This is a genomic window from Dyadobacter chenwenxiniae (assembly GCF_022869785.1).
Lineage (GTDB): Bacteria > Bacteroidota > Bacteroidia > Cytophagales > Spirosomataceae > Dyadobacter > Dyadobacter chenwenxiniae.
This window is the reverse complement of sequence record NZ_CP094997.1, coordinates 2,844,345-2,856,690: the sequence shown is the minus strand read 5'-3', so window position 1 is coordinate 2,856,690 and position 12,346 is coordinate 2,844,345. Positions and strand designations below refer to the sequence as shown.

The following is a 12,346-nucleotide window of genomic DNA, read 5'->3' as shown; positions in this document are numbered from 1 at the left end:
AGGAAACTATCGTTCTGCCTGAAAAAGGTGACCGGTTTGTTTGAAAATCCATTTGTGGAAGCGTTCGGTATCATTGCCGAAACTCACTTTAACAGGAATATAGGCAAACTTTCCTGCTGCGCCCAACGCTTCAACCAATGGCTTCAACTTGACCATATCCTTTTCGGTTGTTACCACAAAAGTATCGTTTTTTAAGTTCTTAATCAGTTCTTCCACGTCAGCGGGCGTGTAATTATGATGGTCCCGGAAAACGACTTCCTCTGTAACGTCGAACCTGGCCCGCAGATGTGCAGCAAAGGGTAAAGGATTTGCGATGCCGGCTGCCATTTTAACTTTCTTTAACGAAACGGGCCCCTCTGCGTAGCTTTTGACCGCTCCATATTCAATAAATGAAAAAAAGACAGGCGCTTCCCGCTTGCTGTATTTTTGAATATTCTGAATAACCTTCTCTTTGTCGGTTTCCGAAAGCCGGGCGGGCGCCTTGGTCACAATAATGGCATCAGCACGCCCGGCACCGGTTCTGGTTTCGCGCAGGCGTCCGGCAGGGAAGGGGAGATCCTGATAAAATGGCCTTTGAAAATCATTCAATAGCAAATTGATATCTCTTGCAATCGCCCTGTGCTGAAACGCGTCGTCCAACAGCAACAGCTGTTTTTCCGGTGCGGCTAATGCAATGTGCTCAGCACCATGAAACCGGTTTTCGCAAACAGCCACCAGCACGTCCGGATTAAATTTTAAAAAATACTGCATAGGCTCATCACCAATCTCGGCTGGCGTGGATGTAGCAGTGGCCAGAACAAAACCATTCGTTTTCCGGCCATAGCCGCGACTCAAAATAGCCGTCGGAGTTTTACTGGAAAAAAGGCTTGTGAGATATTCAGTGACAGGTGTTTTGCCTGTTCCGCCGACGGTCAGGTTACCGATGGAAATGACGAATTGAGAAGGTTTTTTGGAAGCAAATAACTGGAAATCATATCCTAAATTGCGCAGGCTGGTTATCAAGCCATATACCCACGAAAACGGTGTCAGTGCGATTTTTATCCAATTATGTTCTTTCATAACTGGTGCATAATTACGTATTTTTTGTCTAATATTGTGCCCCGAAAAACTCTGACGCCTCAAAAACATGCCTTTAAAAATTGTGTATAAACCCTACACGCTTCATTTTCGCAATGAAGCGCGCACTTCCCGGGGGGCTCTTACACAAAAGACTTCATGGCTTATCAAAATAACCGATTCCGACAAACCAGGCATTGAGGGTTATGGCGAATGTGGCCCGCTGCCAGGTTTGAGCGTCGACGATATCCCTGATTACGAACCGCAGTTAGCGGCAGTCTGCGACCTTTTCAATGATATGGATCTGGACGTTTTCCCTTTTAATCTCGGTATTATTCTTGATCAGGTTATCCCGCAGCATTTGCCGTCCGTTCGGTTTGGCGTGGAAATGGCTTTGCTGGATATAATGAATGGGGGGGAAAGGGTTCAGTTCAAAAATGCTTTTTCACGAGGGGAAAGCGGCATTTTAATGAACGGGCTGATCTGGATGGGGTCGTATGAAAATATGGCTGCGCAGGTTGAGGATAAGTTGAACCAGGGCTTTTCTACGCTGAAAATGAAAGTCGGTGCAATCAATTTTGATCAGGAATGCCGCATTCTGGAATCCATCCGCAAGCGTTTTGATAAAGAGAACATTACACTGAGAGTAGACGCCAACGGCGCTTTTGAGGCAGATAATGTGGGCGATAAGCTGACAAGGCTGGCGGAATTTGACCTGCATTCGATTGAGCAGCCTGTGAGGCCGGGACAACATCAGCTCATGCAGGAACTGTGCATTTCTTCGCCTATTCCCGTTGCGCTGGACGAAGAGCTCATCGGCATATTCGATTACCGTGAAAAATTTGCGATGCTCAAAAAGCTGATGCCGCCATTTATCATTCTAAAACCCACATTACTGGGCGGATTCAGGCACACGGCCGAGTGGATCGAGATTGCGAACCGGCTGAACATTGGCTGGTGGATCACTTCTGCTTTGGAATCCAACATTGGCCTGAGCGCCATTGCCCAATTTACGGCGTCTTATAACAACCCGCTGCCGCAGGGCTTAGGGACCGGCCAGCTTTATACCAACAATTTTGAATCTCCGCTGAGCGTGGAAAACGGTTGCCTCATTTACGACAAATCACGAAGCCCAGTTCAGCCCCTTTTTTAATGCTTCCAGCGTTTTTGCTTCCGGTGATCCTGGCTCCGGCTCAAAATTGTATTCCCAATTGGCCTGGGGCGGCAAGCTCATCAATATCGATTCCGTGCGGCCATTGGTTTCCAATCCGAACTTCGTCCCCCGGTCCCAAACCAGATTGAACTCCACGTAACGGCCACGTCGCAGAAATTGCCATTGCTTTTGCTCTTCCGTAAATGGTTCGTCCCTGTGATTTTGCATCAATGTCGTATAAATAGGAGCAAATGATTCACCAACTTCCTTCACAAAAGCAAACAATGCCTCCTTCGACAATCCGTTTCCATTCCCTGCATCATCAGGTTTCAGATAGTCGAAAAAAATGCCGCCTACGCCGCGGGTTTCATTTCTGTGTTGGATGAAAAAATAATCGTCCGCCCAGGTTTTAAATTTGGGATAGAAATCAATATGGTGTTTGTCGCAGGAACGTTTCAGGTAATTGTGAAAAAATGCGGCATCCGCTTCATTAATATAGTGCGGGGTTAAATCAATGCCCCCGCCGAACCAGCAAGTGCCATTACTCAGCTCAAAATAGCGCACGTTCATATGTATAATGGGCACATGCGGATTATACGGATGCATGACGATGGAAACGCCGGTAGCTGTGAAATGGAAGTCGTCGTTTTCACTCAGGTTCATTTGCTGACGAAGTCTCGGGTGCACCTCGCCCTGCACTTTGGAAAAATTAACACCGCCTTTTTCCAGCACGCTTCCATGCTGGATTAATCGCGTCCTGCCACCGCCTCCGGAATGGTGTTCCCAAAGATCTTCCTTGAATTTTCCGGTGCCATCCGTTTCTTCAATGGAGCGGCAAATGTTGTCCTGCAAGCTTTTAAAAAATCCTTCTATCTCTTCAACCTTCATACTAAACCGTTATCGTAGCGTGCAAAATTACGACAAATCTCAAAAACGCGCACCCGCAATGTGCAAAACAGGACGACTCATTAATCCGATTAACATGCGTATATGCTTAGAAAATTAGATAAAGTAAATTATACAAACGAATCTTTATAAAAAAGTAAACAAAAGGTGACTTGTAACCGAAAAAACGCTCACAACGTCGTTTGAAAGATAATGTTGCTAAATCAGGCGCAATTTTCTTGATATCTATGATTTTTTCTATAATTTGCCAATAATAGCCTATTTTGCTTGCAGACGCCCATTTTCAGCCCAGCCTGTGTTGTAACAGTAGGTTACTGTTTCTTCTTTTTTTATTAATATTTTAAACAACCCGACCAGTTAATGAAAAAAAATCTCTACCTAACTTTCTTACTGTGTTTCTCTGTCCTGCACGTATGGGCACAAAACCAGGTAAGCGGACGCATTACTGATGCTGCCGAAAATGTGCCTTTACCGGGGGTAAGCGTTCTCTTAAAAGGGTCAACAACCGGAACGACTACGGATGCAGACGGTCGTTTTTCGCTTGCTACTCCATCCTCCTCTGGAACACTTGTTGTTTCCTACATCGGTTATTTTACACAGGAAGTTGAAATCGGAAACCGCAGCACGATTGATATTGCCATGAGTGCGGATGTAAAATCACTCAGCGAAGTTGTTGTAACGGGTTATGCCGCACAGCGCAAAAAGGACATTACCGGGGCCGTAACGGTTATCAACACGAAGGAACTGACTGCTGTACCTTCTGCGAGTGTCACACAAATGCTGCAAGGGCGTGCGGCTGGTGTGACTGTCGGAAATGATAATTCACCGGGCGGTGGAACAATGGTTCGTATCCGTGGTTTCGGGTCTATCAATAACAACAGCCCGCTGTATGTTATTGACGGTGTGCCAACACAAGGAACATTAAACCAGCTGAACCCGAATGATATCGAATCCATGCAAGTGTTGAAAGATGCTTCCGCCGCTTCTATCTACGGGGCTCGTGCGGCGAACGGTGTTGTAATCATTACTACGAAAAAAGGGAAACAGGGCGATCCCAGCATTACATTTGACTTCTATACCGGCACGCAGAGACCTGGCAAAATGCTGGATCTGTTGAATACGAAGGAATTAGGGGAGTATTTGTACCAGTCAGATTTGGGCGCTGGCAAAAATCCTTCTGCTACCTCTCCTTCTGTTCAGTACAAGTTTGATGAGAATGGTAACCAAACGATTGCGGACTACATTTATCCGAACGTTTACGGTGAATTGCCTTCAAACTACACTTATACGAACGACATTGCCGATCCGGCGCTTGGTAAAACGGCTTTCAACATTACAAAGGCCAACAAAGAAGGAACCGACTGGCAGGATGTGATCTTCGATCCAGCCCCGATTTCCAATTATCAGATCGGTGCAAGTGGTGGTTCGAAATCTGCGAAATACGCGATCTCCGCCAACCATTTCAAGCAGGATGGTATTTTGAGATATACTAAATACAAAAGGTATTCTGTACGCGCCAACACGGAATTTACAAAAGGTAAAATCACTGTGGGAGAAAACCTTACCTTCTCCTATGACGAAAGACAAGGCATTACAAACAACGACGAGGGTAACCCGATCATGTTTGCGATCCGCGTTCACCCGATTATTCCCGTATTCGACATTACCGGCGGACCAGCGGAATTGGGCGGAACAAACTTATCTGCCTACAACGGTTTTGCAGGAAGCCGCGGAAGTAACCTGGGTAATGCGCCCAACCCGCTTGCACGTCTGTACCGTGAGAAAGACAACATTACAAGAGGCACGCACGTGTTCGGAAACATGTTTGCACAAGTGGATATCCTTCCTGGGCTGGTTGCCCGCACGAGCTTTGGTCTTGAATACAACCAGACAAATCGCTCCGAGTATTTCCACCGCGACATTGAAGCTGCGGAATCAAGGAACGCGAACAGCATGAACGTAATCAACAACCTCGACCGTTCGATCACCTGGTTCAACACGTTGAACTATGCGAAAACTTTTGGTGTGCACAACTTCAACATTTTGCTGGGAACGGAAGCAGTTAAGACGTATTTCGCTGCTTTTCAGGCTAGCAGGAGCGGTTTCGCATTCGATGACCTGGATTACCGTTACCTGGATGCAGGTTCGGCGGCAGGTTTGGCTAATGCAGGAGCTGGTGCTGAAAGAACTGCGCTTTTCTCGCAATTTGGTAAAATTAACTATGGTTACAAGGAGCTGTTATTAGCCGACTTTACATTGCGTCGTGATGGATCTTCGCGTTTTTCAGAAGCGAACCGTTACGGTGTGTTCCCCGCATTCTCTGTGGGTTTAAGGATGACAGAGCTGGAATTTATGAAACCTACTAAAAGGGTTTTGGATGATCTGAAAATCCGTTTTGGCTGGGGTAAAACAGGTAACCAGCTGATCCCGAACGTTTACAATGCTTACACCTTGTACGCGCCGGATCCACAAAACAATGCTTACGATATCAACGGAACAGGAACATCCATCGTGGGTGGATTTGACCTTGTACAGTTTGGTAACAACAATGGTAAATGGGAAACCAACACTTCTACCAACATTGGTCTTGATGCCGTGTTGCTGAATGGTAAACTGGAATTTGTGCTTGATGTATATAACCGTAAGACAACGGATATGTTAACGCAGATCGCCATCCCGAGAACAGCCGGAACGGGAACGATTCCTTACACAAACATTGGTGAGGTAAGCAACAAAGGTTTCGACATCGGACTTAACTGGCGCGATAAAAAAGGCGATTTCTACTATGCAGCAGGTGTGAACTTTGGTCACTACAAAAATGAGGTGATTAAGCTGAACAATGACCCGAATGCAACCATCTTCGGTTTCACAACGCGTCTTCCGGCGATGTCGGCTTCAAAAGCAGGTTACCCGATCGCGAGCTATTACGGCTATTTTGTTGATGGCGTGATCAAAGATCAGGCAGAAGCGGATGCAGCTCCGAAGTTCGGTTCGTATACACGTGAGGGAACATTCAAATTCCGCGATGTAAATGGCGACGGCATAATTACTGCCGCTGACCGTACGATCATCGGAAGCCCGCACCCGGATTTCAACTATGGTGTGAACCTGAATGTGGGTTACAAAGCATTTGACTTAACTGTGTTTGGACAAGGCGTTCAAGGCAATGAGATCTTCAATTATGTAAGATACTGGACAGATTTCAACGTTTTCCAGGGTAACAGGTCCAAAGACATGCTTTATAATTCCTGGAAAAAATCGGGTGATGACGCGAAATTGCCACGCCTTAATTCTGGTGATGCAACGAGCCAGCAGGTTTCCTCTTACTTCCTGGAAGACGGTTCTTATTTCCGTGTGAAAAACGTTCAGCTCACTTACACTTTGCCAGCTACGTTGCTCAAAAGAGTAAAAATAGCTTCGGCACAGGTTTATCTGCAAGGACAAAACCTGCTCACATTCACGAAATACACAGGACTTGATCCGGACATTAACCTGAGAAGATCTGGTAACAACAACGAAGACAAGCACATGGGTGTGGATGAAGGTGCTTATCCGGTTTCCAAATCCTATCTGGTAGGCTTGCGTTTCGGTTTCTAATCCTTTGACATTCACGAAATTTCATATCATTACAATGAAAAAAATAACCATATTAATCGTTTTGATCGGATTGAGCTTCTCCTGCTCTGACAGCTTTTTCGATCTGAAACCGCAAGGCCGCGCTTCCCTGGAACAATTAAGTAACAAGAATGGCGTAAATGCTTTGCTAATAGGCGCTTACTCACTTGTTGACGGCGTTGGATCCGGAAATACAGGCCGTCAGTCTACGGTTTCTAATTACGTATTTGGCGGGATCGCGAGCGACGACGCGGTGAAAGGGACCGATGCGGGTGACCAGCCCGAACAGTCTTTCATTGAGCAGTACAACTGGCTTTCTGACAACACTTATTTCTTAGGTAAATGGTGGCACCAATATGACGGCGTTGCAAGGTGTAACGAAGTGATCCAGATTGTGAACGGTGAGCTTGTAAAGGACATGACGGATGCGGAAAAAGAGCAGGTGATTGCAGAAGCGAGGTTTTTAAGAGGTTTCTTCCATTTTGAGGCCAAGAAAATGTGGAACAAAATTCCTTACATCGACGAGACGGTGTACAAGTCTGCTGATCCTAACTCTACCAAAGTGCCAAACACGGAAGAGATTTGGCCGAAAATTGAAGCGGATTTCCAGTTTGCAGCGGACAAATTGCCTACAACACAAGCGCAAAAAGGAAGAGCAACGCAATGGGCAGCCAAATCTTTCCTTGCAAAATCATTGTTGTTCCAAAAGAAATGGGCTGCAGCGAAGACTTTGCTGGATGATGTGGTGAAAAATTCCGGTAAAAAACTGGTAGCCAATTATCATGACAATTACAGGACAACGGGAAACAACAATACTGAATCCATCTTTGAAGTGCAGTTCTCGGTTAATGACGGAACGAATGGTAACAATGGTAATGCGGGAGATAACCTCAACTGGCCATATTCTGCCGGTGCCCCCGGACGTGGCTGCTGCGGTTTTTATCAGCCCTCACACAATTTAGTAAATGCATTTAAAACACAAAACGGTTTGCCAATGATCGGCGCTGCCGGAGACGGTTCGCTTGACACTTACAACAAAGTGGATCTCCCTAATGATCAGGGAATTGTGAGCTCCGCCGCATTTACCTTAGACAAAACAGTGCCGGTGGACCCACGTCTTGATTGGACAGTTGGCCGTCGTGGCGTTAACTTCCTGGATTGGGGCCCGATGCCTGGCTCTGCCTGGATCCGTGATCAGGTTTATGCAGGTCCCTTTACCGGTAAAAAATGGATGTATTACCTGGCCGAAGAAAACAGCACGACGCATTCAACCAGCAAACGTAACGTCAATAACAACTTCCGTATGATCAAACTATCGCACGTGTTGCTGTGGTTGGCCGAATGTGAGGTTGAACTTGGAAACCTGGCGGTTGCGGAAGGTTATGTAAACCAAATCCGTTTGCGTGCAAAAACAGGTTCGGTGCAGGATGCTTCCGTAACTTACAAGGTGGAGCCATATCCGGCAGGAACATTTGCCAGCAAAGGCGCTGAATATGCAAGAAATGCAGTCCGCATGGAGCAAAGACTTGAATTTGCAATGGAAGGCCACCGCTTCTTTGACCTCGTTCGCTGGGGAATTGCAGCCAAAGTGCTTAACAAATATGCTGCTGAGGAAGCTGTTCCGGGTAAAGAGCCATCCGGTCGTACATTCAGCAAAAGAGGTTACATGGCTGGAAAGTCTTTCACAGAGAAAAACAATTACTATCCGCTGCCACAGGACGAAATCCTGAACAGCCAGCTGGATGGTAAGCCTACATTGACGCAGAATCCAGGTTATTAAGATCTGTTAATCCATAAAGAATAAGGGCGACCATTTGGCCGCCCTTATTCTTTATACACCCACCAAATAATATTTAATCGTCAATTCTACGAAATGTGCCGCTCAGGTTGAACAGGAGCTCTTTGTTGTCCGACAAGCTTACTTCCTGAGTAGTTTTGCTTTTCTCCCAGTCGGTGATGTACTTGTCCGGATAGCTTTTTTGCACGTATTCCAGGATTTTCAGCGGGATTACGCTGTCAGGCAGTTTTTCATTCGCATTGCCATCCACGCTGAAACATTCACCTTGTTTATCAAATTCCAGCTCAACCTGGTTGTCGAGGATTACATCGAAGCTCGTCAGCAGGTCATCCCGGTCACGCACTACACGGGCAATCTTTGCATCGGGGAAGTGGGCTTCAATAAACTCTGAGGCTTGTGGCGGCAAATTGGTTTCATCAACAACTTTCTCATTATCACAGCCAGAAAAGGCCAAAAGAATCATTATAAAGTAAATCGAGAGCGCTTTCATCATTTCTTCAATAGTTAAATTGGAACATTTGCTTTCCATTTGACAACTTAGAAACAGCGTTCCCCTATGCGAACTGAAATTTTTTGTTCAAATCTGTTCACCCGGCAACTTCAAAGCAGGATAGTTTGTAAATGCAACCGACTATTTTTGTAACCTATATTTACACGTTTCCGAAATGCTTAGACTTCTGCCCATATTATTATTTTTTGTTTCAACTGCTTTTGCCCAAACATTCACCTCAACCATTCGCGGCTCGGTGAGGGATTCAGACACTGGCTTGCCGCTTATGGGTGCTACGGTTTCAATTTCTCCCACCCAAGCAGGTGCGATTACAGATGCGCAAGGCACATTTCGATTTGGCAATCTGAATGTCGGGCGCTACCAACTGACCGTTTCCTACCTGGGTTACACAACCGTTTTAATTTCAGAATTGCTGTTGGAATCGGGAAAGGAAAATGTCCAGCAAATCCGCTTGCTTCCGTCCGGCAAGCAATTGAACGAAGCGACCGTAACCGCAACACGCCCCGTTTCAGTCAACAGCATTCAGGAGATAACGATTGAGCAAACATTCAGATATGCAGCCACTTATATGGATCCGGCGCGAGTAGCAACATCTTTCCCGGGAGTTGCTGCTGCAAATGATCAGGCCAACGGATTGGTTATCAGGGGAAATTCGCCCAATAGTATGCAATGGAGGCTGGAAGGAGTAGAAATAGTTAATCCAAACCATTTGTCCAACGCGGGCACATTCAGCGACCGCCCGACTTCAACCGGAGGTGGCGTCAATATTTTGAGCACGCAACTCTTGGGGACATCGCAGTTTTTGTCGGGCGCCTTTCCTGCACAATACGGCAATGTCAACGGCGGGATCCTGGATATGCACTTGCGAAACGGCAATGACGAACAAACCGAATTTACGGCGCAGGCCAGCTTATTGGGTCTCGACTTCGCCGCAGAAGGGCCGTTTTCCAAAAAATCAAAAGCATCCTATCTTGTTAATTATCGCTACTCATTCACAGCTTTGCTCGGCGCAATGGGCGCGAGTTTTGGCGGAGAAGACATGCGTTTTCAGGATTTATCATTTAATCTCAACTTTCCGAACGCAAAAGGAGGAAGGTTTACCGTTTTTGGCACTGGCGGCATAAGCAGCAACACATTCGAGCCCGACAAGGATACGGCAGCATGGGAATACGAAAAGGACGGCCAAAATATTTTGTATAAAAACAGAATGTTCGCCAGCGGGGTCACTTTCGAGCAACCGCTTGCAAACAAACTATCCGTGCGGGCTGCACTTGTTGGCTCGGCTTTGGCCACTTCCAGGGTTGCTTATGCAGTGAACAGCCAGAGTTTTGGAAGAGATGAGCTGCTGGGAGACCAGAAACTGATCAATGGTAAAATATCGCTGAACACGACGTTCACATATCGTTATAACCCGCGGTCCAGATTTCAGTGGGGGCTTTTTGTGACATTAAATAAGTATGAAACGGATGTCTGGTCGGTGAATACAAATCTAAACAGCTTAGCGGTTCAGCCATTCGTGAAATGGTCATTTCAGGTAACGCCAGGTATTTCAGGAGAAGTGGGGCTTCATGCGATGCTCAGCAAGGTGGAAAGAACCGAGAAATTAAGTGCGTTGCCAGAACCCCGTGCTGCGGTAAAATGGCAGCTCAGCGAAACCGATCAACTCTCTGCGTCCTATGGACTTCACAGTCAAATGCAAACGGCCGGTTTGTATGCCACACATATTTATGACACAGATTATTACAATAACAGGAACCTCTCCCCAACACGGTCTCAACAGATCGTTTTAGGTTATCAAAAGACCTTCCCTAAAAATAGCAGCCTGAAAATTGAGGCCTACTGGCAGCATTTGTTTGACGTACCGGTGGGGCAGGGGATGCGCGATAATTATTCGGTGGTCAATTTGATAGAGGAAATCCCTTATGAATTTTTGAAAAATAACGGAAAGGCTCGAAATTATGGGGTTGAGGCAAGTTTTCAAAAGCTTCTGACCAGTGATTATTACATGCTGGTTTCGGGCTCATTGTATGACGCCACTTACGTCGATTTATTCGGTCAAAGGCACAAGGCACGCTTCAACGGAAGGCATACATTCAGTTTTACCGGTGGAAAAGAATTTAGGTCGGGGAATGAGAGTTTGTGGGGTGTTAATGCGAAAGTACTTTGGTTGGGCGGGTTTCGGGACAAGCCGATTGATGTGGAATATTCAAAAGCGCTCAAAACCACCCTTTACGAGGCGCGAAGTCATTATTCGGTAAAAATGAAAGACTATTTTCGACCCGATCTGAGGATATATTGGAAAAAAAGCAAAGCTAAATTCAACAGAACTTTGGCAATCGATCTGCAAAATGTCTCCGGCACGAAAAATGAGGCTTATCGGTATTTTGATAAACGTAAAGACGATGTTGTAACGCAATATCAGCTTGGGTTGATTCCTGTGTTGAGTTATCGGTGGGAGTTTTGATGATTGAATGATTGACTGAGCCGCCGTGGAACGGGGAATGAGTGAATGAGTGAATGAGTGAATGAGTGAATGAGTGAATGAGTGAATGAGTGAATGAGTGAATGAGTGAATTATCCGCCGTGGAACGGGGAATGGGCCGCCGTGGAATGGGCAATAATCCGCCGCGGATCGGTGATTGTTTGGTTGGGGTGGGGAATTTTTTTTAATTGGTTTATTGTTAGCGTGTTAGCGGGATGAGTTGGAGTTCTGGTGAAAAAAGTGTTTTAAATTGCGAACTTTTTAACTTGAAATGCTGTACTTTACTTTGCAATGATACTTTAACCTGGCAGCTTTTTGCTGCTTTTGTGGAGTCCAAATGCCAACAAATATGGGGGTGACTGGAATTGACAGCGGGTTGGAAGTCTGTGTGTAAGCATGTCGGGAGTTGAGATTACCTCCCGTAAATAATGGTCTCAAACAATAACTGGCGAATCTACTTACGCCATGGCAGCCTAATCCGGAGGATTTAGCTAATGCCATCATCCCTCCAACCTACGTGCTGATGGTTGGGCTCCGGGGTGTCGCAAATCAGCGCTGGTTGAAATAGTGATACGGAAATTCAACGAGACACCAGTATCTAAGGTCATGACGCGGGTCCGCCGCGAACCTTGTCTGGCCCGACAACCTAATCGAGGATAAGCATGTAGAAGGCGCAGGGTTTCCCTGTTCTGGACCAGGGTTCGACTCCCTGCATCTCCACAAACAGTTAAAATTAGTTCACACAGCAGGGTTTTTTAATCCTGCTTTTGTTTTTAAATAGTTATATATAAGACACTTATAGAAAGTTAATATATAGGGGGTAGT

General features: G+C 46.0%; 7 protein-coding genes and 1 other RNA gene. 5 read left to right on the top strand and 3 right to left on the bottom strand.

What is annotated here, in order from left to right:
- Positions 1-6: 6 nt before the first annotated feature.
- Complete coding sequence (lpxK, locus tag MUK70_RS12065) at positions 7-1,059, bottom strand: tetraacyldisaccharide 4'-kinase (protein ID WP_234652346.1); 1,053 nt, start codon at positions 1,057-1,059, stop codon at positions 7-9.
- Between the two features lie 67 nt (positions 1,060-1,126).
- Here lpxK and MUK70_RS12060 point away from each other — a divergent pair, with 67 nt between their 5' ends.
- Positions 1,127-2,209 carry an o-succinylbenzoate synthase gene (locus tag MUK70_RS12060; RefSeq protein WP_234652344.1) on the top strand — a complete coding sequence of 361 codons (1,083 nt, stop codon included), beginning with the start codon at positions 1,127-1,129 and terminating at the stop codon, positions 2,207-2,209.
- Here the strand turns inward: MUK70_RS12060 and hemF are convergent.
- A complete protein-coding gene (hemF, locus tag MUK70_RS12055; protein ID WP_234652342.1) occupies positions 2,180-3,097 on the bottom strand; it encodes an oxygen-dependent coproporphyrinogen oxidase in 918 nt (305 codons plus the stop codon). The two genes, MUK70_RS12060 and hemF, sit on opposite strands and share 30 nt — an antisense overlap.
- A gap of 378 nt (positions 3,098-3,475) precedes the next feature.
- Between hemF and MUK70_RS12050 the strand changes: the two genes are divergently transcribed.
- Both MUK70_RS12050 and MUK70_RS12045 read left to right on the top strand, forming a co-directional pair.
- The gene (locus tag MUK70_RS12050) at positions 3,476-6,712 is read left to right on the top strand and encodes a SusC/RagA family TonB-linked outer membrane protein (RefSeq protein WP_234652340.1); all 3,237 of its coding nucleotides are present in this window, start codon (positions 3,476-3,478) and stop codon (positions 6,710-6,712) included.
- A gap of 34 nt (positions 6,713-6,746) precedes the next feature.
- Positions 6,747-8,510 carry a RagB/SusD family nutrient uptake outer membrane protein gene (locus tag MUK70_RS12045; RefSeq protein ID WP_234652338.1) on the top strand — a complete coding sequence of 588 codons (1,764 nt, stop codon included), beginning with the start codon at positions 6,747-6,749 and terminating at the stop codon, positions 8,508-8,510.
- A gap of 73 nt (positions 8,511-8,583) precedes the next feature.
- Here MUK70_RS12045 and MUK70_RS12040 read toward each other — a convergent pair whose 3' ends face one another.
- The gene (locus tag MUK70_RS12040; protein ID WP_234652336.1) at positions 8,584-9,021 is read right to left on the bottom strand and encodes a PepSY-like domain-containing protein; all 438 of its coding nucleotides are present in this window, start codon (positions 9,019-9,021) and stop codon (positions 8,584-8,586) included.
- Between the two features lie 172 nt (positions 9,022-9,193).
- On the opposite strand from MUK70_RS12040, the gene MUK70_RS12035 reads away from it, so the two are divergent.
- Together MUK70_RS12035 and ssrA are read left to right on the top strand one after the other, a co-directional pair.
- Positions 9,194-11,503 (top strand): TonB-dependent receptor, encoded by a 2,310-nt coding sequence (locus tag MUK70_RS12035; RefSeq protein ID WP_234652334.1) that lies wholly within the window; start codon positions 9,194-9,196, stop codon positions 11,501-11,503.
- Positions 11,504-11,872: 369 nt separating this feature from the next.
- Positions 11,873-12,244: a transfer-messenger RNA gene (ssrA, locus tag MUK70_RS12030) on the top strand.
- Positions 12,245-12,346: the final 102 nt, after the last annotated feature.

Bases quoted from the DNA above. Each gene is read 5' to 3' on its own strand.
- MUK70_RS12060 (WP_234652344.1), top strand. From the start codon at position 1,127: ATGCCTTTAAAAATTGTGTATAAACCCTACACGCTTCATTTTCGCAAT.
- lpxK (WP_234652346.1), bottom strand. From the start codon at position 1,059: ATGAAAGAACATAATTGGATAAAAATCGCACTGACACCGTTTTCGTGG.
- hemF (WP_234652342.1), bottom strand. From the start codon at position 3,097: ATGAAGGTTGAAGAGATAGAAGGATTTTTTAAAAGCTTGCAGGACAAC.
- MUK70_RS12040 (WP_234652336.1), bottom strand. From the start codon at position 9,021: ATGATGAAAGCGCTCTCGATTTACTTTATAATGATTCTTTTGGCCTTT.
- MUK70_RS12045 (WP_234652338.1), top strand. From the start codon at position 6,747: ATGAAAAAAATAACCATATTAATCGTTTTGATCGGATTGAGCTTCTCC.
- MUK70_RS12035 (WP_234652334.1), top strand. From the start codon at position 9,194: ATGCTTAGACTTCTGCCCATATTATTATTTTTTGTTTCAACTGCTTTT.
- MUK70_RS12050 (WP_234652340.1), top strand. From the start codon at position 3,476: ATGAAAAAAAATCTCTACCTAACTTTCTTACTGTGTTTCTCTGTCCTG.